The 19,642-nt window shown below is 75.9% G+C and carries 19 protein-coding genes; 4 read left to right on the forward strand and 15 right to left on the reverse strand.

Translation table 11 applies throughout. The features are described from left to right. The first annotated feature begins 99 nt into the window (after nucleotides 1-99). On the forward strand, nucleotides 100-444 hold the full coding sequence (locus ACWIX3_RS16960) for an RNA polymerase-binding protein RbpA (protein WP_089304327.1): 345 nt from the start codon (nucleotides 100-102) through the stop codon (nucleotides 442-444). 246 nt (nucleotides 445-690) lie between these two features. Here the strand turns inward: ACWIX3_RS16960 and ACWIX3_RS16965 are convergent, their stop codons facing one another. From ACWIX3_RS16965 to ACWIX3_RS16980, 4 genes are all read right to left on the reverse strand, one after another. Beyond that, the gene (locus ACWIX3_RS16965) at nucleotides 691-1,218 is read right to left on the reverse strand and encodes an FxsA family protein (RefSeq protein WP_448608513.1); all 528 of its coding nucleotides are present in this window, start codon (nucleotides 1,216-1,218) and stop codon (nucleotides 691-693) included. Between the two features lie 42 nt (nucleotides 1,219-1,260). Further along, nucleotides 1,261-2,052 (reverse strand): polyprenol monophosphomannose synthase, encoded by a 792-nt coding sequence (locus ACWIX3_RS16970; RefSeq protein ID WP_448608514.1) that lies wholly within the window; start codon nucleotides 2,050-2,052, stop codon nucleotides 1,261-1,263. After that, nucleotides 2,049-3,656, reverse strand: a complete 1,608-nt coding sequence (gene lnt / locus ACWIX3_RS16975) for an apolipoprotein N-acyltransferase (protein ID WP_448608515.1) — start codon at nucleotides 3,654-3,656, stop codon at nucleotides 2,049-2,051. Before lnt ends, ACWIX3_RS16970 begins: the two co-directional genes overlap by 4 nt. Nucleotides 3,657-4,007: 351 nt before the next feature. Next, nucleotides 4,008-5,528 carry an amidohydrolase gene (locus tag ACWIX3_RS16980; RefSeq protein ID WP_448608516.1) on the reverse strand — a complete coding sequence of 507 codons (1,521 nt, stop codon included), beginning with the start codon at nucleotides 5,526-5,528 and terminating at the stop codon, nucleotides 4,008-4,010. Between the two features lie 128 nt (nucleotides 5,529-5,656). Between ACWIX3_RS16980 and ACWIX3_RS16985 the strand changes: the two genes are divergently transcribed. Next, nucleotides 5,657-6,187 carry a GNAT family N-acetyltransferase gene (locus ACWIX3_RS16985; protein ID WP_448608517.1) on the forward strand — a complete coding sequence of 177 codons (531 nt, stop codon included), beginning with the start codon at nucleotides 5,657-5,659 and terminating at the stop codon, nucleotides 6,185-6,187. Nucleotides 6,188-6,275: 88 nt separating this feature from the next. Here ACWIX3_RS16985 and ACWIX3_RS16990 read toward each other — a convergent pair whose 3' ends face one another. Further along, a complete protein-coding gene (locus ACWIX3_RS16990) occupies nucleotides 6,276-7,133 on the reverse strand; it encodes a lysophospholipid acyltransferase family protein (RefSeq protein WP_448608518.1) in 858 nt (285 codons plus the stop codon). 33 nt (nucleotides 7,134-7,166) lie between these two features. Beyond that, on the reverse strand, nucleotides 7,167-8,318 hold the full coding sequence (locus tag ACWIX3_RS16995; RefSeq protein WP_448608519.1) for a glutamate--cysteine ligase: 1,152 nt from the start codon (nucleotides 8,316-8,318) through the stop codon (nucleotides 7,167-7,169). Between the two features lie 154 nt (nucleotides 8,319-8,472). Between ACWIX3_RS16995 and ACWIX3_RS17000 the strand changes: the two genes are divergently transcribed. Then, nucleotides 8,473-9,330, forward strand: a complete 858-nt coding sequence (locus ACWIX3_RS17000; protein WP_448608520.1) for a hypothetical protein — start codon at nucleotides 8,473-8,475, stop codon at nucleotides 9,328-9,330. Between the two features lie 124 nt (nucleotides 9,331-9,454). Here ACWIX3_RS17000 and ACWIX3_RS17005 read toward each other — a convergent pair whose 3' ends face one another. From ACWIX3_RS17005 to ACWIX3_RS17015, 3 genes are read right to left on the reverse strand one after another with little or no spacing between them, the layout of a single operon-like run. Next, the gene (locus tag ACWIX3_RS17005) at nucleotides 9,455-10,585 is read right to left on the reverse strand and encodes an Rv2578c family radical SAM protein (RefSeq protein ID WP_448608521.1); all 1,131 of its coding nucleotides are present in this window, start codon (nucleotides 10,583-10,585) and stop codon (nucleotides 9,455-9,457) included. 41 nt (nucleotides 10,586-10,626) lie between these two features. Further along, complete coding sequence (locus tag ACWIX3_RS17010; protein ID WP_448608522.1) at nucleotides 10,627-11,112, reverse strand: Lrp/AsnC family transcriptional regulator; 486 nt, start codon at nucleotides 11,110-11,112, stop codon at nucleotides 10,627-10,629. After that, nucleotides 11,087-12,244, reverse strand: a complete 1,158-nt coding sequence (locus ACWIX3_RS17015; protein ID WP_448608523.1) for a M24 family metallopeptidase — start codon at nucleotides 12,242-12,244, stop codon at nucleotides 11,087-11,089. The genes ACWIX3_RS17010 and ACWIX3_RS17015 overlap by 26 nt, the downstream gene beginning before the upstream one ends. Before the next feature lie 67 nt (nucleotides 12,245-12,311). Between ACWIX3_RS17015 and ACWIX3_RS17020 the strand changes: the two genes are divergently transcribed. After that, complete coding sequence (locus ACWIX3_RS17020; protein ID WP_448612483.1) at nucleotides 12,312-13,229, forward strand: 5'-3' exonuclease; 918 nt, start codon at nucleotides 12,312-12,314, stop codon at nucleotides 13,227-13,229. A gap of 4 nt (nucleotides 13,230-13,233) precedes the next feature. On the opposite strand, the gene ACWIX3_RS17025 is transcribed toward ACWIX3_RS17020, so the two are convergent. From ACWIX3_RS17025 to ACWIX3_RS17050, 6 genes are all read right to left on the reverse strand, one after another. After that, a complete protein-coding gene (locus ACWIX3_RS17025; protein ID WP_448608524.1) occupies nucleotides 13,234-13,965 on the reverse strand; it encodes a DUF4333 domain-containing protein in 732 nt (243 codons plus the stop codon). Nucleotides 13,966-13,994: 29 nt separating this feature from the next. Next, entirely contained in the window at nucleotides 13,995-16,850 is a 2,856-nt protein-coding gene (locus ACWIX3_RS17030) for a DEAD/DEAH box helicase (RefSeq protein ID WP_448608525.1), read from the reverse strand. Nucleotides 16,851-17,046: 196 nt separating this feature from the next. Further along, complete coding sequence (locus ACWIX3_RS17035; RefSeq protein ID WP_448608526.1) at nucleotides 17,047-17,946, reverse strand: diacylglycerol kinase family protein; 900 nt, start codon at nucleotides 17,944-17,946, stop codon at nucleotides 17,047-17,049. Nucleotides 17,947-17,997: 51 nt separating this feature from the next. Continuing rightward, nucleotides 17,998-18,975, reverse strand: a complete 978-nt coding sequence (gene tatC, locus ACWIX3_RS17040) for a twin-arginine translocase subunit TatC (protein WP_448608527.1) — start codon at nucleotides 18,973-18,975, stop codon at nucleotides 17,998-18,000. A 20-nt stretch (nucleotides 18,976-18,995) separates the two neighbouring features. Further along, nucleotides 18,996-19,352 (reverse strand): Sec-independent protein translocase subunit TatA, encoded by a 357-nt coding sequence (gene tatA, locus ACWIX3_RS17045; protein ID WP_448608528.1) that lies wholly within the window; start codon nucleotides 19,350-19,352, stop codon nucleotides 18,996-18,998. Between the two features lie 89 nt (nucleotides 19,353-19,441). Beyond that, nucleotides 19,442-19,636 (reverse strand): hypothetical protein, encoded by a 195-nt coding sequence (locus ACWIX3_RS17050; protein ID WP_448608529.1) that lies wholly within the window; start codon nucleotides 19,634-19,636, stop codon nucleotides 19,442-19,444. Nucleotides 19,637-19,642: the final 6 nt, after the last annotated feature.

Here is a 19,642-nt window from a genome sequence, read left to right on the forward strand (position 1 = left end):
ACTCTGTCGTTGGTCCTCTTGATCCCGCCGCCAGTGGGTAGACCCCTGCTGCGACGGTGAGTCCGGACCGACACCACCAGCACGAGAGGACGGTGTGCCATGGGCGAGCGTTCCCTGCGGGGCAGCCGACTGGGCAGCGTGAGCTACGAGACCGAGCGGAACACCGCACCGATCGAGCGTCAGTACGCGGAGTACCGGTGCCCGTCGGGCCACCTGTTCACCGTGCCCTTCGCGGACGACGCGGAGCTCCCCGACACCTGGGAGTGCAAGTTCGACGGTTCGGCCGCCAAGCTCGTCGGTGGCACCGAGCCCGCGCCCAAGAAGGTCAAGCCGCCGCGGACCCACTGGGACATGCTCCTGGAGCGCCGCTCGGTGGAGGACCTCGAGGAGGTCCTGGCCGAGCGCCTCGAGGTGCTCCGCGGACGGCGGACGCGCGCCAGCTGACCCAGCCGCACGACGGCACGCGACGGCCCCGGTGGGATTCCCCACCGGGGCCGTTCCGCGTCTCCGGCCGGTGTGCGCGGGCGTCGCCTCGACCGGTGGAGCCGCCCTCAGCGATTGATCATGGGGTTGGTGCCGGTGACACGCGCCGACACGCCGTGCAGGCCGGCCACGACCCCATGATCAACAGCGGGTGGGGCAGGTGGGCGGGTAGGCCCCGGGGCGGCGGAGCCGAGGGGCGGCGGTGCCTCAGCGGCGCTCGTCGTCGACCGGCGCGTTCCGCACGACCTCGCCCTCGATGACCAGCGGCCGCCCGAACCGCGACGCGTGGGCGCCCGAGCCGAACGGGGCGCCCGGGTGCACCGGCCCCTCGGCCCGGGCACTGCGCACCCGCACCGGACCCCGCAGCTGCACCGGCAGGCGGGAGGCCACCGCGCGGCCCAGCAGCCCGCGGACGAGGAAGCGCGTCGGCGGCAGCAGGCACAGCAGCCCGACGACGTCCCCCAGGAAACCGGGCAGGACCATCAGCACGCCGCCGACGGCGATCAGCCCGGCGTCCCCCAGGGCCCGTCCCGGCGCCCGGCCCCCACGGGCCCGCTCCCGCAGCTCGACCAGCGCCCTCGTGCCCTGCCGGGCCAGCAGCACCCACCCCAGGGCGGTGGTGGCCAGTGCGGCCAGCACGGTCCACCCCACGCCGATCCACGACGCGACCAGGACCAGGACGACGACCTCGGCCAACGCCCACAGACCGGCCAGCACGCGCACGCGGTGTCCCACGGCTCTCCTTCTGCCCACACGCGCCGGTGGTCCCGGGTCCGCCTACCGGACCCCGGTCGACCGCCTGCCGTCGCGGGCTCGTCCCGGCACGGGGTGGCGGACCCGGCCCGGCAGCCGATCGGCCAGCCGGTCCTGCAGGCCCCACCAGGTGACCCGTACCAACGCCTCTTGAACGATCGAGCGGCTCATCTTGCTCCTGCCGAAGGTGCGCTCGGTGAAGGTGATCGGCACCTCGACCACGCGGGCGCCGCCCCGGACCGCCCGCCACGCCCAGTCGACCTGGAAGCAGTACCCCTGGCTGGCGACGTCGTCGAACGGCAGCCGGTCGACCAGCGCGCCGCGCACCGCCCGGAAACCGCCGGTGGCGTCGGCCAGGGGCAGCCGCAGCGACCAGCGGGTCCACAGGTTGCCCGCGCGGGAGAGCAGCAGCCGGTGCACCGGCCAGTCCTCCACCCGGCCGCCGGGCACGTAGCGCGAGCCCAGCACCAGATCGGCGTCGTCGAGCGCCGCCAGCAGGCGGGGCAGCTGCTCGGGGTGGTGCGAGCCGTCGGCGTCCATCTCCACGAGGACGTCGTAGCCGCGGGCGCGGCCCCAGCGGAAGCCGGCCACGTAGGCCGGACCCAGGCCGGACTTGGTGGTCCGCCGCAGCACGTGCACCCGCGGGTCGAGGGCCGCCAGCTTCTCGGCTAGTTCCCCGGTGCCGTCCGGGGAGCCGTCGTCCACCACGAGGGCGTGCGCGTCGGGGAGGCTGGCGTGCAGCCGCTCGAGGATCGGCTCGAGGTTCTGCACCTCGTCGTAGGTGGGGACGACGACCAGCAGCCGCCCCGCGCTCACGCCGCTCCCCCGCGGACCCGGCGACGGCGCAGCGCGGGCACGGCCACCGCGAGCAGCGCCCCGGCACCCAGCGCACTCAGCAGCCCCTCCGGCCCGGCCCCGAGCCGTTCGGCCGGGGTGGTGGAGTCGCGTTGCGCGATCTCCTCGACGAACACGGCCGGCTCGAACAACCCCGAGGAGGCGGCCAGCGAGCCGTCGGGGGCGATGACCGCCGAGATCCCGCTGGTGGAGGCCAGGGCGACCGAGCGGCCGAACTCGACGGCCCGCACCCGGGCCGCCGCGACCTGCTGCTCGCTCTCGGCGCTGTAGCCGAAGGTGGCGTTGTTCGTCTGGACGACGATCATCCCGGCACCGGCGGAGACGGCGTCGTGCACCAGCCCGTCGTAGACGACCTCGAAGCAGATGACGTCGGCGATCCGTGCGCCGCCCATCTCCAGCAGGCCCACTTCGTCCCCGGCGGCGAAGTCCCGGCGCACCAGGTCGACCTTGTCGCTGAACAACCGGAAGAACTCCCGGGAGGGGATGTACTCGGCGAACGGGACCGGGTGGCGCTTGACGTAGGTGTCGCCGGGCCCCGTCCCCGGCTCCCACACGATCGCCGTGTTGCTGATGAACTCCCCGGGGCCGCTGACGACCGCCCCGACCAGGACCGGCGCGCCGATCGCCTCCGCGGCGCGACCGATCTGCCGGGCCGCGTCGGGGTTGCGGTACGGGTCGATGTCGGAGCTGTTCTCCGGCCAGACGACGAGGTCCGGCTGCGGCCGCTCCCCGGCCGCGACCGCCTCGGCGAGGCCGATCGTCTGCTCGACGTGGTTGTCCAGCACCGCCCGGCGTCGCTCGTTGAACTCCAGGCCCGGCTGCGGGACGTCACCCTGGACGACCGCGACCGTCCGGGTCGGCCCGCCCGCGGTCAGCGAGGCGCCGGGCAGGGGCAGCCAGGCCAGCCCGCCCAGCGCCGGCACGGCCAGCGCGCCGACCGCGGTGAGCGCCGCGGCGCGCCGTCCTCCCCGGTGCAGGGACAGGACGGCGGCGGCCAGCAGCGTGCCGGTGAGCGCGATCGCGAAGCCGACCAGGGGCACCCCGCCGTAGGCGGCGAACGCCAGGAACGGGCCCTCGGTCTGGCTCAGGCCCAGCCGGCCCCAGGGGAACCCGCCGAAGGGGAACCGGCCGCGCAGCGCCTCCTGGCCCACCCAGAGGGCCGCCACCCACAGCGGCCACAGCGGCAGCCGCGACGTGGCGGCCGTCGCCGCGCCGAGCAGGGCGAGGGAGGCGGCCTGCGAGGCGGCGAGGGCCAGCCACGGCAGGGCGCCGACGAAGATGCCGCTCCACGACAGCAGCGGCACGAAGAACGTCAGGCCGGCCACCAGACCCAGCCAGGCTCCGGAGCGCGCACGCTGCCCGTGCACGGCCAGCGCCAGGGCGGCCGGGCCCAGCGGCGCCAGCAGCGGCAGCGAGGAGCCGGGGAAGGCGAGCAGCAGCAGGACCCCGGCGACGACCGCCAGCAGCGTGCGCCACGGCAGGCGCCACCGGGACGCGCTCGCGGGTGCCGGGCCCGAGGACCGGGCCGGCCGCTCGAGGGTGCCGGACGACGTCGCTGACGGCACCCGCGCCTCCCCTGCACTCGTGCGGCCGGTACCCCCCGGCCGCCTGCCTCCCCCCGAGCCGGTCGGACGGGGTCGCGGCCACCGACGTCGTCGCCGGCGGTCCGCGATCCAGCATCCCATCCCGCCGGGGACCCGCAGATGCCCAGTTCCGGGTCATCCGTCCGTGCCGGGCCCCGGACGGCGCCGACGGCGGCCGCGGCCGGGACGTCGCACCCCGGGGCCGTCCGGCCGGTCGCTGGTGGTGGGCCCGTACCCGGTGCCCGGGGGTGGAACTGCAGGCACTGTAAGGAGCGGGTCGCTGCCGTCCGCCGCCTGCGTGGACCGTGTGGCGGACCGTGACCCGTTCGTGCCCTACGCGGCGGCCTCGACCGGGGCGCCGTCCACCAGCAGCAGGCGGCAGGCGGGCCGGGCCCGTCCGGCGAGGACCGCCGACAGGGGCTCCGTCGTCGCCCACAGCGCGAGGTCGGCCGGCGCGCCGACGGCCAGCGGCCCCTGGGGGTGTGCCGCGCGGACGGCGTGCCAGCCGCCGTGCGTGGCCGCGTCGAAGGCGTCGGAGGGCCGCAGCCCCGACCCGGGCGTGCGGTGGTCGACCGCCGCGTGCACCCCGCCCCAGGGGTCGAGCGGGGTGACCGGGGCGTCGCTGCCCAGGGCCAGCGCGACGCCGGCGTCCGCGAGGTCGGCGAACGGGTTGGTGTCCAGCGCCCGGTCCACCCCGAGGCGCTCGGCGTACATCCCGGCGTCCCCGCCCCAGGCCGCGTCGAAGGCCGGCTGCACGCTGGCGACCATCCTCCAGTCGCGCAGCCGCTCGACCGCCGCCGGGGACACCATCTCGACGTGCTCCAGGCGGTGCCGGCAGGCCCGCACCGCCGCCCGGCCCAGCTCGTCGACGACCGCGCCGACCGCGCCGAGCACCTGGTCGACGGCGGCGTCCCCGATGACGTGGAAGCCGGCCTGCACGCCGGCGCGGGTGCAGGCGCGGACGTGGTCGACGACGGAGGTCGTCGGGAAGCGCAGGTGCCCGGCGGTCTCGGGTCGGTCGCTGTAGGGACGGCTCAGCGCGGCGGTGTGCGAGCCGAGGGCGCCGTCGCAGAACAGGTCGCCGCCGGCACCGGCCAGCCCCAGTTCGCGCACCACCTCCAGCCCGCCGCGCTCGGCCAGCTCGCCCCAGTAGCCCAGGACGCGCGGCCCGGGCTCGGCGGCGGTGATCGCCAGCAGGCCGGCCAGGTCCTCGGCTCCCGACACCTCGGGACCGGCCATCTCGTGCAGGCTGCCGATGCCCAGGGCAGCCGCGGCCGCGCGGGTGGTGCGCTGCGCGGCGGCGCGCTGGAAGGCGTCCACCGCGCCGTAGGCCGCCTGTCGGGCGGCGTGGTGCGCGTCGAGGCGCAGCTGCCCGTCCGCGGAGAAGCCGGGCAGGTCGGCGATGCCCGGGATCCGGTCCAGCAGCGCGGTGGAGACGGTGGCCGAGTGGACGTCGACCCGCGCCAGGTAGGCCGGCCGGTCGCCGACGACGGCGTCGACGTCGGACCGGGTCAGCCCGCGCCCCTCCGGCCAGCCCGTCTCGTCCCAGCCGGTGCCGAGCAGGACGCCGGCGGCAGCGACCTCGACGTGCGCCCGGAGCGACGCGACGGCGTCCCCGAGGCTCGAGCTCGAGTGGAGGTCGAGGCCGGTGAGCGCCAGACCGGTCGCCGTGGCGTGGACGTGGGCGTCGACGAACGCCGGCGTGAGCAGCGCCCCCTCCCCCGCGACCAGCCGGGCGCCGCCCGGCGCGTCGGCCGCGTCCCCCGCCCAGGCGATCCGGCCGGCATCCACCAGCACCGCCCGGCCGGCGCGGTCGCCGATCGTCACGTCGGTGACCAGCAGGCGTTCGGTCACGGTCGGTCCTCCCCGTCGCACGGGCGCCGTCCGCGCCCGGGGAAGGACACCACGGCGCCTCCGCTCGCTCGCCCCGGGGGGTCGGCGTCCGGTGGCCGCGGCCCGTCCCCGGCGGTAGGCAGGACGGCGTGACGGCCGACGGCGGGAACCTGTGCACCGCCCGGTTGCGGCTGCGCCCCTGGACCACCCGCCGCGACGACCTGGCCCGCCTGGTGGACCTCTACGGCCGCGACGAGGTCACCCGCTGGCTGGGTGGCACACCGTCGGTCCCGCCGGTCGAGCTGGTGGCCCGGTGGCGCGCGGTGGCGGCGGCCGACGACCGCTTCGGCGTCTGGGCCGTCGAGCTCGTCGGCTCCGGGACGGTGGCCGGCACGGTCCTGCTCAAGCCCCTGCCCCACGGCGTGGGCGAGGTGGAGGTCGGCTGGCACCTGCACCCCGACAGCTGGGGCCGCGGCTACGCCACCGAGGCCGCGCGCGCGGTGATCGACCGGGGTTTCGGGGCGGGCCTGCCGGAGGTCTACGCCGTCGTCCGGCCCGGCAACACCGCGTCGGTGGCGGTCTGCACCCGGCTGGGGATGACCCCGCTGGGCCGGATGCGCCGCTGGTACGACGTCGAGCTCGACGCCTTCCGGCTCGTGGCGCCGGTCGTCGTCGACTGAGAGAGGACCACCCCTCCCCCTCGCCTCGCACGCTCGGCGCGGGCCCGGACCGGGGCCGCGGCGATCCTCTGCGCGGGCTGGCGGCGACTCAGCGGGACCGTCGACGCAGCAGCTTCCGCGCCCGCGCGAGGGGGTTGCCCCTCGGGCGGGTACCCCGGACGTCGCTGTGGTCGAGACGCACGGCCTCCTCCAGGGTCGGCGCGGTGCCGCCCAGGTACGCCGGCTGCCACCACAGGTCGTCGGGCCCGGCCGGCGACTGGGGATAGGTCCGCTGGGCCTCGTCGACCAGCGCCTCCATCGCCGTACGGATGCGCTGCAGCAGCTCACGGGGCTTCTCCCCCGGCTCCGGACGGATCGGCTCGCCGAGGACGACGGTGATCGCCACGCCGCGCTTCAGCTCGATCGGGTGGTGCTTGGTGAACAGTCGCTGGCCGCCCCACACCGCCGCGGGGACCACCGGGACGGCGGCGTCGATCGCCATGCGCGCCGCGCCGCCCTTGAGCTCCTTGAGCCGGAAGCTGCTGCTGATCGTCGCCTCGGGGAAGACGCCGACCACCTCGCCGTCCTTCAGCGCCCGGACGGCGAGGTCGAACGCGGCCGCGCCGGCCTTCCGGTCGACCGGGATGTGGTGCATCGCCCGCATGAACGGCCCCGAGAAGCGGTTGGCGAACACCGAGGCCTTGGCCATGAAGCGCACCATCCGGTGCTGCGGCAGCGCCGCCAGGCCGAGGAAGGTGAAGTCGAGATAGCTGACGTGGTTGCTGCAGATCACCGCGCCGCCCGACGTCGGCACGTGCTCGGCGCCGCGGACGTCGAAGCGGAAGCGCAGCAGCCGGAAGACCACCAGCGCCAGCCGGATGACGAACCGGTAGGGGCGGTCGCGCCGGTCCGGGCGGGTGCCGAAGAGGTCCCGGCGGACGACGTCGCGCCAGCTGGCGGTGTGCATGGCGGGACGATAACCGTCTCGCGCGTCGTGGGGTCAGGCGTGCGTCGCCTCGACGGCCGCGCGCACCACGGCGGTCAGGTCGCCGGTCTCGGCGAAGACGCGACGCTGCAGGTCGGCCCCGGTGCCCCGGTCGAGGACCGCAGCGACCCCGTCGGTGACGCGCTGCTCGTCCCCGGCCGCGGCGAGGGCGGGGCGCACGTGCTCGAGCAGCGCGGTCACGACCTCCGCGGCCGCCGCGGGGCGGCCGGTGGCGGGGTGCACCAGGTCCCCGGTCAGGCCGGAGCGGCTGGCCCGCCAGGCGGCCATCCGCACCACCTCGCTGCGGACGGCGGGCGCGGGCAGCCGCGCGCGCCACTGCCCCGCGGCGGTGTCGACCAGCGCGCGCACCAGGCCGGCCAGCGTGACGGCGTCCTCGGCGCGCAGCGCGACGTCGGCGACGCGCACCTCGACCGTGGGCCAGCGCTCGGACAGCCGCGCGTCGAAGTAGACCATCCCGGTGTCGACGATGGTCTCGGTCTCGAGCAGCTCCCGCACCAGCCGGTGGTAGGCGGCGGCGTCGGCGAAGAGCTCGTTGGGTCCGGACGACGGCCAGCGGTTCCACGCCTGGGCGCGGTAGCTGGCGTGCCCGCTGTCCCGGCCCAGCCAGAACGGCGAGTTGGCGGTCAGGGCGGTCAGCACGGGCAACCACACGCGGATGCGGTTGAGGACGGCGACGCCCTCCTCGTCGTCCTGCACGGCGACGTGCACGTGGCAGCCGCAGGTCAGCTGCTCGGCCGCGGTCAGACCGAAGGTGTCGACCATCTGCGCGTACCGCTCGCCCGGTGTGGACTGCGGCTCGACGTCCACCGGAGAGCTGGCCAGCGCGGCCACTCGGGCACCGACACCGCGGGCCGCGGCATCCGCCCGCTCGCGCCAGTGCCGAAGGTCGGCGGCGACGGCGTCGAGGCCGGTGCAGACGCGCGTGCCGAACTCCAGCTGCTGAGCCTTGAGCTCGGGCACCAGCCGGGCGGCCGGGTCGTCGGTCCCGCGGGTGTCGCCGTCCTCTCGTTCGGCACGGTCGTGCTCGTCGACCGTCTCCCCCTCGCCGCGGCGGGCCGCCACCTCCAGGGCGGCCGGTCCGAGCGGCACCGGCCGCCCGGAGGGGTCGACGACCAGCAGTTCCTCCTCGACACCGACCGTCCGCACGCCGACAGCATCGCCAGCCTGCGGTGGTGGCGCGCGGCGAACGGTCGCGGGAGGGGTTGGGCGTCGCTGCTCCGGCGCCGGAGGCGCCGTGGTCGTTCGCACGACCGACCACGAATGTGCAGTTGTTTGTTGGGGATAACGGTACAGTGGTCCCATGACCGACCGTTGGGAACCGCCGCTCCCGGCGATGCCGGCCCCGCCCCCCGAGCGGGCCTGGCGGCGCCTGCCCGTCCCACCGGGCTACGAGGCCCAGTGGCGCCGGCTCGTCGACGCCGCGCTCGAGGTCGGCATGGGGCCGGACTCCCTCGTCGAGGAGGGCCTGGACCCGATCGCCGCGGCGCGCGACTGGAAGCCGGCCACCGTCGCCCTCTACAGCAAGGTGGCCCGGTACGGCGGGATCGCGCTGCCGATGGTGCGGACGCCGGAGCCCGACCCGCAGACCCTGGAGCTGCGGCCACTCTCGCAGATCAGGAGCGAGGACCCCGAGCACCTGCGCACCGTGGCGTGGTGCGCGCTGGCGCTGGGCTGGCCCGGGACCGTCGGCCAGTTCCGCTCGCTGCGCCGCGACCAGGTGCACCCGACGGCGCGGCGGGTGATCGTCCGCACCGAGGACGGCGAGTGGTCGGTCCCCGGCGCACTCACCGCGTGGCACGCCTGGGAGTCCTGCCGGGCCCGGTTCCCCGCGCTGGCCGACAGCCCCTGGGTGCTCCCGGCGCTGCGCCGCGGGCCGGGCCTCGCCTCGGCCGTGGGCGCCCAGCTGTCGACCCAGGCGCTGCAGGTGACCTTCGCCAAGCACGCCGTCCGGACCGCTCAGCACCTGCGCATGACCGCTCCGCCGTCGCGACGCGACTGGGCCGAGGCGCTGGCCGTGCAGTACCTGACCCTCTCCTACGACTCCTACCGCCGGCTGGCCCTCGCTGCGGGCGCCGAGCCGGTCGCCCCGCGGGGTGCGGTGCGCGCCAAGCGCAGCGCGGCACGAGCGGCACGGGAGGCCGAGGGGCGCCGCTCCTGAGCGCCGTCCAGGGGTCCTCCTCCCCCGGTCGTTGTCGTCCTTCTGGTGTGAGTTTTGTGGTGCCATAGTTGGGGATAACGGTTCATGGTCAGCCGATGGGTGGTGCGTCGGAGAGGGGATGACGTCAGAGGAGCGCGAGCTGCTCGCCGGCCGGCTCGGCGGCGGCGCGGGCCCGCATCACCCGGTCACCCGAGCGGGTCGCCGGCAGGCTGCCCTCCGGGAACCGGCCGTCCTCGTCCCCGGGGATGCCGGCCGGCGCGCTGCCGCCGTCCACCCCGCGGGCAGCTCCCCCGGCCTGCCGGTCCAGGCCGTACCGGGTCAGCAGCGGAGCCACCCGCCCGGCCAGCCAGCTGCGGTACTCCGGCGCGACGACCGCGCCGCGCCGGTAGAGCTGCCGGTAGCGCGGCACCAGCTGCGGGTGCTCGCGGGCCAGCCAGGCGGCGAACCACTCGCGGGCGCCGGGGCGCAGGTGCAGGGGGACGACGGTGACGCCGGTGGCCCCTGCCTCCGCCACGGCCCGCAGCGCGGTGTCGAGGTCGGCCAGCCGGTCGGTGAGGCCGGGCAGCACCGGCGCGAGGAACACCCCGCACGTCAGCCCGGCGTCGGTGACCGCCCGCACCAGCTCCAGGCGGGCACGCGGGCTGGGTACGCCGGGCTCGAGCGAGGCGTGCAGCTCGTCGTCCCAGACCGCCATCGAGACGCCCAGCCCGATCGGGACGTCGTGGGCGGCGGCCGCCAGCAGCGGCAGGTCCCGCCGCAGCAGCGTGCCTTTCGTCAGGACGGAGAACGGCGTCCCGGAGCCGGCCAGCGCGCTGATCACCCCGGGCATCAGCCGGTAGCGCCCCTCGGCCCGCTGGTAGGGGTCGGTGTTGGTGCCCAGCGCGACGTGCTCGCGCCGCCAGGAGGGCCGGGCGAGCTCGCGGCGCAGGACGTCGACCAGGTTGGTCTTCACGACGACCTGGCTGTCGAAGTCCCGGCCGGTGTCCAGCTCCAGCCACTGGTGCGAGCTCCGGGCATAGCAGTACACACACGAGTGGGAGCAGCCCCGGTAGGGGTTGACGGTCCAGCGGAACGGCATCGCCGAGTCGCCGGGGACCTCGTTGAGCGCGCTCTTGCTGCGCACCTCGTGGAAGGTCAGCCCGGGGAACTCCGGCGCCTGGACGCTGCGCAGCAGACCGCGCATCGTCGGCATCCCGGGCAGGGTCGCCGGGTCCTCGGCGTCCAGCCGCTGGGCGTCCCACCGCATGCCGGCCATCCGAACACACGTTCGATGACGTGTCCAGCCGGCGTGCCCGGCTACAGCGGTGGGCGGTCCTCGTAGAACGTGGAGAGCACCACCGTCGTCCGCGTGGTGACGTTGGCGGTCTGCCGGATCGTCCGCAGCAGCGTCTCCAGCGCGTCGGGGGACGACGTCCGCACCTTGAGCAGGTAGCTCTCCGCCCCCGCCACCGAGTGGCAGGCCTCGATCTCGCGCAGGTGCGCGAGCAGGGACGGCGCCTCGTCGGGCGATGCGGCGTCGCTCGGGGTGATCGCGACGAACGCCGTCAGCCCCAGCCCGAGCCGTCCGGCGTCGAGCTTGGCGTGGTAACCGGTGATCAGACCCCGCTGCTCCAGCCGGCGCACGCGCTGGTGCACCGCCGACACCGACAGGCCTACCTTCTCGGCCAGCTCGGTGTAGCTGGTGCGCCCGTCCCGGGCCAGTGCGGCGAGCAGCGCGCGGTCGACGTCGCCGGAGGTGATCGGCCCGCCGCCGTGGTCAGCCGGGGAGGACGACGAGCTCACGCGGGCCCTCGTTGAGCGCGGTGACGCCGTCGTCGGTGCAGACGACGATGTCCTCGATGCGGGCGCCGCAGCGGCCGGGCAGGTAGATGCCCGGCTCGACGGAGAACGCCATCCCCGGCTCCAGCGGCAGGTCGTTGCCGGCGACGATGTAGGGCGCCTCGTGGGTGTCCAGGCCGATCCCGTGCCCGGTGCGGTGGATGAAGTACTCGCCCCACCCGGCGGCGGCGATGACGTCGCGGGCGGCGGCGTCCACGGCCTCGGCGGTGACCCCGGGCCGGACGGCGGCGGTCGAGGCGCGCTGCGCCTCCTGCAGGACGGCGTACCACTCGGCGACGTCGGCGCCCGGTGCGCGCCCGACGGCGTAGGTGCGGGTGCAGTCCGACCGGTAGCCGGTGGCCGTCTCGCCGCCGATGTCGACCACGACCACGTCGCCGTCCTCCACCACCCGGTCGGAGAGCTCGTGGTGCGGGCTGGCGCCGTTGGGCCCGGAGCCGACGATGGTGAAGTCCACCGAGACGTGCCCCTCGGTGAGGATGGCCGCGGCGATGTCGGCGCCCACCTCCGCCTCGGTGCGCCCGACCCGCAGCCACTCCCCCATCCGGGCGTGCACCCGGTCGATGGCGGCGCCGGCCGCGGCGAGCTCGGCGACCTCGGCCGGCGTCTTCACCATCCGCAGCCGGTCGACGACCGGGCTCGCCAGCTCCAGCGCCGCCCCGGACAGCGCGCCCACGACGCCGAGCGCGTGCAGCGCCCAGGTGCGCTCGCCCACGGCCACCCGCGCCGGCGCGGTGCCCAGCCGGGCGGTGGCGGTGCGCGCCAGCAGCGCGAACGGGTCGTCGGTCTCGTCCCAGGCCAGCACCTGCAGGTCCAGGGCGCCGGCCGGGCTGGCCTCGACCATGGGCGCTTCCAGCCGGGGGACGACCAGGAACGGCTCGCCGCGCCGCGGCACCGCCAGCGCGGTCAGCCGCTCCATCGCGTGGGCGTCGTAGCCGGAAAGGTAGCGCAGGTCCGAGCCCGGGGTGACGACGAGCAGGTCGACCCCGGTACCCGCGGCGACCTCCCGCGCGGCGAGCACGCGGTCGAGGGTCACCAGCGGCGCGACGGCCTTCGGAGCGGCGGACGGAGAGGACACGAATCGCAGCCTAACCAGCGGATACGACGGTCACCCCCGGCCGTTACCGTCCCGAGTCGTGACGACGATGCTGCTCGACGCCGCCAGCCTCTACTTCCGGGCGTTCTACGGGGTGCCGACCAGCGTCACCTCGCCCGACGGGCGCCCGGTCAACGCCGTCCGCGGCTTCCTCGACATGACCGCCCGGCTGGTCACCGCGCACGCCCCCGACCGCCTGGTCGCCTGCTGGGACGACGACTGGCGGCCGGCCTTCCGCGTCGAGGCGCTGCCCTCCTACAAGGCGCACCGGCTCTCCCCCGACGGCGGCGAGGAGACCCCCGACGAGCTCGGCCCGCAGGTGCCCGTGCTGGTGGAGGTGCTCGCCGCGGCGGGGCTGGCGCGGGTCGGCGCGCCCGGCTACGAGGCCGACGACGTCATCGGCACGCTGGCCACCCGCGCGCGCGGCCCGGTCGACGTCGTCACCGGCGACCGCGACCTGTTCCAGCTGGTGGACGACGGGCGCGGCGTGCGCGTCCTGTACACCGCCCGCGGCATCACCGACCTCGAGCTGGTCGACGAGGCGGCGGTGACCGCGAAGTACGGCATCCCGGGCCGGGCCTACGCCGACTTCGCCGTGCTCCGCGGCGATCCCAGCGACGGACTGCCCGGGGTGGCCGGCATCGGCGCGAAGACCGCGGCGGCGCTGATCACCGAGTTCGGCGACCTGGCCGGCATCCGGGAGGCCGCCGCGCGCACCGTCGTCCCGAAGCCGCCGCTCACCGCCGCGGTCCTCAAGAAGCTGCACGCCGGCGCCGATTACCTCGACGCCGCCCCGGTGGTCGTGGCCGTCGCCCGCGACATCGACCTCCCGGCGGTGGAGGGGACGCTCCCCCGCCGTCCGGCCGACCCCGACGCGCTGGCGGTACTGGCCGCCACGCACGGCATCGAGTCCTCGCTGCGCCGGCTCGGTGCGGCGCTGGGCTGGCCGGAGGACGCGCTCAGCTGAGTGCTCAGACCTCTTCCCAGGTGTAGGAGGCGTCGGTCTCGTCGGTGATGACGATGCGGAGGGTGACCTCCTCACCGTCGGCCGTGGTGCCGGTGCACTCGTAGTCCGCGCCCTGCTCCACCTGCATCTCGTCGTCGCAGGACAGGTCGATCGCCACGCCTTCGATCTCCTCGAACTGCGCGGCGACGTCCTCCTCGACCCGCCCGGTGTCGAGGACGGTGTCGGCGAAGACCCGGGCGAGCACGACGGCGATCAGCAGCAGGACCGCCGGGACGACGATGCCCGCCACCAGCGCCTTCCGCGACCGGCGCTGCGGCGTCGGCGGCGCGTACGGCGACTGCCCCCACGGCTGTCCGTACTGCGGTTGCCCGTACTGCGGCTGACCCGTCCAGTAGGGCGGCTGCCCGGCCGCCGGCTGCCCGCCCCAGGGCTGCCCGTACTGCGGCTCCGGCGATCCGTACGGCGGCGGGCCCTGCGGCGGCGGGCCGCCGTACGGGCCGGGCGGCGGCGGACCCCAGGCCCCGGGCTGCTGCGCCCCGGGCTGCTGCGCCCCGGGCTGCTGCGCCCCGGGCTGCTGCGGCCACGGCTGCTGGGGCGCACCCTGCGGGCCCCCCGCCTGCGGGGGCCACGGCTGCGGGGGCCACGGCTGCGGGGGCCACGGCTGCGGGGGCCACGGCTGCTGCGGCTGCGGGCCGGGCTCACCCGGCGGCGGGCCGCCCTGCGGGGGGTTGGTCATCGTCGACAGATCGTGCCACGGAGAGGAGGTCAGCCGCCGACCGCGACGGCCACCACGCCGCGCCGCACCCGCTCCACCGCCGTCCGGGCCGTCGTGGCGAGGGGGCCGTCGGCGACCTTGGCCAGCTGGTCGAGCAGGTCGAGCAGCTGGCGTGCCCAGCGCACGAAGTCCCCGCCGGAGAGCTCCGTGCCGGCCTGCTCGGCGCCGGCCAGGACGCGGTCGAGGCTCTGCCCGTCGGCCCAGCGGTACGCCGCCCAGGCGAACCCGAGGTCCAGGTCGCGGGTCGCCGGGACGCCGTGGTCGAGCTCGACGTCCTGCAACCGGGAGCGGATGCGGCGCATCTCCGCGATCGCCGCGGCCACCTTGCCGGCCGGGACCGCGGGCTGGCCGGGCATCTCGCGGCGGGCCTCGAACACCAACGTCGAGACCGCGGCCGCCAGCTCGGCCGCGTTGAGGCCGCGCCACACGCCCGAGCGCAGGCACTCGGCGACGAGCAGGTCGGCCTCGGACCAGATGCGCGCCAGCCGCCGGCCGTCGTCGGTGACCACCGGGGCGACGTCGGCGACCTCGTGGTCCACCGGGTCCTCCCCGTCGGTCACCGGCGGGGCCGCCGGATCGGGGACCAGGTAGCCCAGCTCCTCGAGGACGTCGCACGTGCGGTCGAACTGGCGGGTCAGGGAGCCGGTGCGCTCGGCCATCCGCCGGTGGGTGGCCTCCGCCTCCCGGGTGGCCCGCAGCCAGCGCTCGGCCGCCCGGACGCGCTCCTCGCGGTCGGGCAGGGCGTGCACCGGGTGGGCCCGCAGCGCCCGTCGCAGGTCGTGCAGCACCGGGTCGTCGGCAGCCGCGGAGCGCTGCTTGACCCGCCGCGCGCCCAGGTCGTTCTCCACGCGGGCACTGCGCAGCGTGGCCGCCATGTCCCGGCGGGCGTGCGGGCTGCGGTGGTTGAAGTTCTTCGGCACCCGCACCCGGGCCAGCGCGGTCACCGGCGTCGGGAAGTCGACGGCGCCCAGGCGCCCGGCCCACTTGTCCTCGGTGAGCACCAGCGGGCGCGGCTCGGCCAGGTCGGTCACCCCGGGGTCGAGGACGACGGCCAGCCCCTGCCGCCGTCCCGACGGCACCCGGATGACGTCCCCGGGCCGCAGCGCCGCCAGGGCGTCGGAGGCCTCCATCCGGCGCTTGGCCGCCGAGTCGCGGGAGAGCTCCTTCTCCCGGTCCGCGATCTCCTGGCGCAGCCGCGTGTACCCGGCGACGTCGCCGCCCTCGGAGTGCATCTCTGCGGCCCAGCGCTCCGCGTCCCGTTCGTGGCGGGCCGCGGCGCGGGCCAGCCCCACGACCGACCGGTCGGCCTGGAACTGGGCGAACGAGGAGGCCAGCAGCTCGCGGGCCTGGGCCCGCCCGAAGGAGCCGACCAGGTTGACGGCCATGTTGTAGCTGGGCCGGAAGCTGGACCTGAGCGGATAGGTGCGGGTGCTGGCCAGCCCGGCGACGACCGAGGGGTCCATGCCCGGGGCCCAGACGACGACGGCGTGCCCCTCCACGTCGATGCCGCGGCGGCCGGCCCGGCCGGTGAGCTGGGTGTACTCCCCCGGCGTCACGTCGACGTGCGCCTCGCCGTTCCACTTGACCAGCCGCTCGAGGACGACGGTGCGCGCCGGCATGTTGATGCCCAGGGCGAGGGTCTCGGTGGCGAACACGGCCTTGACCAGGCCGCGGACGAAGCACTCCTCGACGGTCTCCTTGAACGCCGGGACCAGGCCGGCGTGGTGCGCGGCGAGCCCCGCCAGCAGCCCCTCGCGCCACTCCCAGAAGCCGAGGACGTGCAGGTCCTCCTCCGGCAGCGACCCGGTGCGCTCGTCGATGATCGCGGCGATCTCGTTGCGCTCGTGCTCGTCGGTGAGCCGCAGCCCGGAGCGCAGGCACTGGTCGACCGCGGCGTCGCAGCCGTTGCGGCTGAACACGAAGGTGATGGCCGGCAGCAGGCCGGAGCGGTCCAGCCGCTCGATGACGTCGGGCCGCGCCGGCGGCCTGTACCGGGGGCGGTGCCAGTCCCGCTCCCGGCGAGAGCCGCCGTTGCCGCCGCCCCAGGTGTCGATCCGCCGCTCGTACTCCCGCACGTAGCGGACCAGTTCGGGGTCGACGACGCTGGCGCCGCGCTCGCGCGTGGACTGGCCGCGCGGGTCGTCGCCCTGCTCGGCGGCGTGCGCCGCCGGGCGCAGGCTGAACAGGTCGAACACCCGGTTGCCGACCAGCATGTGCTGCCACAGCGGGATGGGCCGCACCTCGCTGACCACGACCGTGGTGTGACCGCGGACGGTGACCAGCCAGTCGGCGAACTCCTCGGCGTTGCTCACCGTCGCCGACAGGGACACCAGGGTCACCGACTGCGGGAGGTGGATGATCACCTCCTCCCACACCGCGCCGCGGAAGCGGTCGGCGAGGTAGTGCACCTCGTCCATGACGACGTAGCCCAGGCCGTCGATCGCCGGGGACTCCGCGTAGAGCATGTTGCGCAGCACCTCGGTGGTCATCACGACCACGGGCGCGTCGCCGTTGATGGCGTTGTCCCCGGTGAGCAGGCCGACCTTCGCCTCGCCGTAGCGGTCGACCAGGTCGTTGTACTTCTGGTTCGACAGCGCCTTGATCGGCGTCGTGTAGAAGGCCTTGCGGCCTTCGGCCAGCGCCTTGTGGACGGCGAACTCCCCCACGACCGTCTTGCCCGCGCCGGTCGGCGCGCAGACCAGCACGCCGGCACCCTCGTCGAGGGCCTCGCACGCCTGCACCTGGAAGGGGTCGAGGGAGAAGCCGAGCTCCGCGGTGAAGTCGGCCAGCGCGGGGTGGGCACCGCGCCGGCGGGCAGCCGCGTACCGCTCAGCGGGGCTGGACATGGCTCCACGTTAGGCGTCTCTCCCCCACTCGGCGCGGCCGACCCCAATGCCGTCGTTGTTGGGCATAACGGTTCAGGAGCCGAGGGAGCGGCGATGATCAGCTGGGCTGGTCCGTCGCGGGTCCTGGCTCACCACCGGTGGTGAGCCAGGACGCCGGACGGTCAGCTCGGCTGATCATCGAGGTGAGGAGGCCGGCTCAGCGGCCGGCGCCCACCACCGACAGCGCCCCCGGCACGCAGACGCTCGCGGCGGGCAGCGGCGCCACCGCTTCCCCGTCGGCGTAGGTGGTCAGCCCCTCCCCCGCCAGCTCCACCCGGCGGGCGCGGTGCACGGTGACCGCGGGGTGCTCGACGTGCGTGCCGGCGGTCAGCCGTGGGCGGGTGCGCACCAGCTCGCGGCGGCTCACCGGCCCGACGACCGTGACGTCGAACGCGCCGTCGGTGGGATCGGCGGCCGGGCAGACGCGCATGCCGCCGCCGTACCAGGGGGTGTTGCCGACGGCGACGAGCGTGGCGGCCAGGGTCCGCGGCTCGCCGTCGAGCACGAGGGTCAGCTGCCGCGGCCGCAGCCGGGCCAGCTCGGCGAGGATGGCCAGGTCGTAGCGGCGCGGCCCGCGCGGCCAGCGCAGCCGGTTGGCGCGGTCGGTGACGGCGGAGTCGAAGCCACAGCAGAGCACCGTGGCCCACCACCGGTTCCCGGTGCGGCCGGCGTCGACGGCGCGGACCTCCCCCGCGTGCAGGTCGGCCGCGGCCGCCTCCGCCGCCGCCACCGGGTCCGGCGGCACGTCGAGAGCGAGAGCCAGGTCGTTGCCGGTGCCGGCGGGGACGACGGCCAGCGGGGTGCCGGTCCCGGCGACCGCCTGCAGGCCGGCGTGCGCGGCGCCGTCCCCACCGATCGCGACGACGGCCAGGGTGCCGGCCGCGACCGCCGCGGCGGCCTGGGTCTCGGCGGCGGTCCGGGTGGTGGCGGGCAGCACCCGCGGGGTCAGACCGGCGGCGCGCAGCACGTCGAGCACGGCACCGGCGGCGGTGCGGGCTCGACCGCGGCCGGCCGCCGGGCTCAGCAGGACGGCGACCTCGACGCCGCGACCGGCCACCCTGCTGGGGCCCGCCGCGAGCGGGCGAGGGGTGGGGAGGACGGGGTCCTCTCAGCCGCGGGAGCGCGCCGGGCCGTCCAGCGGCGCGGGGTCGTCCTCGCGGCGCAGGTCGTCGTACGGCGTGGGGCCGGCGTCGAGTGCGGACGGCGCGGCGTCCAGCGGCGAGGCCTCGTCGTCGGCGAGGGCGTGGAAGTGCTCGACGGCGTCCCGCTTGGCCCGGCGCCGGTCGACGAACCGGGCCATCTGGATGGCCAGCTCGAAGAGCACGATCATCGGCCCGGCCATGAGCAGCATGGTGAACGGGTCCTGCGTCGGCGTGACGAACGCGGCGAAGACGATCGTCAGGAAGAAGATCCACCGCCGGGCCCCGCGCAGCACCTCGTAGGACAGGACGCCGACCAGGTTGAGCGCCACCGCCACCAGCGGGACCTCGAAGCTCACCCCGAACGCCACCAGCAGGGAGAGCATGAAGCCGATGTAGTCCGGAGCGGTCAGCGCGATGACCGTGCCCTCGCCTGCCAGGCCGAGCAGCAGCTCCAGGCCCGCCGACAGCGACACGTAGGCCAGCACCGCGCCCAGGGCGAACAGCGTCGTGGAGACCAGCACGAACAGGACGCCGTAGCGCTTCTCGTTGCGCTTCAGCCCCGGGGTGATGAACGCCCACAGCTGGTAGAGCCAGATCGGCGCGGACAGCACGGCACCGGCCAGCAGGCTGACCTTCAGCCGGATGAACACGCCGCCGAAGACGTCGGTGATCAGCAGCCCGCAGCCGCCGTCGGCCGTGCCGCCGTAGCGCAGCTCCGCGGGCAGGCCGCAGTACGGCGCCCGGATGAAGTCACCGAGGCCGTGCTCGTACCACCAGAAGGCGACCGCGGTGGCGACCAGCAGGGCGAGCAGCGCCTTGGCGATCCGGTTGCGCAGCTCGGTGAGGTGCGCCACCAGCGTCATCGTCGCCGCGGGGTCCCGTGGCGGGCGGCGCCGGCGCAGGCCGGACCGGCGGGACCCCTTCCCCGAGGTGCTGTCGCTCATGGTGGTGCCGGCAGATGGGGTCAGCGGGTGCTGTCGGCCGGGCCGGCCTGGGTGGCGCGGGCCCGCAGCTCGGCGGCCCGGGCCTCCGCCGCGCGCGCCTCGGCCTCGAGGGCGCTGCGATCGAGGGCGCTGCGATCGGGGGCATCGCGCTCCCGGTCGGCGGCGGTCGCCGGCGGCAGCACCTCACCGCGCACCGGAGAGGTCTTGGCGGCGTCCTTGGTGCGGACGTCGTCGTCCTTCATGCCCTTCATCTCGCCCTTGAAGATGCGCAGCGAGCGGCCCAGCGAACGCGAGGCGTCCGGCAGCTTCTTGTAGCCGAACAGCAGCAGGATGGCCAGGATGATCAGGCCGATCTCCAGCGGTCCGAGGTTGGGCATCGTGGTCCTCCGTGGGTGGGTGGCGTCGTCGATGCTACGTGCCCGCAGGCGTCCTGCCGCCCCCGAAACGGGGGGTGCGAGCGGCCCGGTCAGGACGGGCGCTGCACCTGCGCCGCGCGGGCGGCGGCGGCCTGCGCCTCGGTGCGCAGCGGCCGCAGGTCCTGCTCGAGGGCGGCGAGTTCCCGGCGCAGGCGGCCGGCGGCGCCGAGCACCCCGTACGCCAGCGCACCCAGCACGACGACGGCCAGGACGGCGACGGCGATCCACACGACGGTCAGCAGCACGGACCG

The organism is Geodermatophilus sp. URMC 60, from assembly GCF_053502585.1.

Coding starts and splice junctions, on each gene's coding strand:
- ACWIX3_RS16960 (WP_089304327.1), top strand. CDS start 100: ATGGGCGAGCGTTCCCTGCGGGGCAGCCGACTGGGCAGCGTGAGCTAC.
- ACWIX3_RS16990 (WP_448608518.1), bottom strand. CDS start 7,133: ATGCACACCGCCAGCTGGCGCGACGTCGTCCGCCGGGACCTCTTCGGC.
- ACWIX3_RS17000 (WP_448608520.1), top strand. CDS start 8,473: ATGACCGACCGTTGGGAACCGCCGCTCCCGGCGATGCCGGCCCCGCCC.
- ACWIX3_RS17005 (WP_448608521.1), bottom strand. CDS start 10,585: ATGGCCGGCATGCGGTGGGACGCCCAGCGGCTGGACGCCGAGGACCCG.
- ACWIX3_RS17020 (WP_448612483.1), top strand. CDS start 12,312: ATGCTGCTCGACGCCGCCAGCCTCTACTTCCGGGCGTTCTACGGGGTG.
- ACWIX3_RS17025 (WP_448608524.1), bottom strand. CDS start 13,965: ATGACCAACCCCCCGCAGGGCGGCCCGCCGCCGGGTGAGCCCGGCCCG.
- ACWIX3_RS17030 (WP_448608525.1), bottom strand. CDS start 16,850: ATGTCCAGCCCCGCTGAGCGGTACGCGGCTGCCCGCCGGCGCGGTGCC.
- tatC (WP_448608527.1), bottom strand. CDS start 18,975: ATGAGCGACAGCACCTCGGGGAAGGGGTCCCGCCGGTCCGGCCTGCGC.
- tatA (WP_448608528.1), bottom strand. CDS start 19,352: ATGCCCAACCTCGGACCGCTGGAGATCGGCCTGATCATCCTGGCCATC.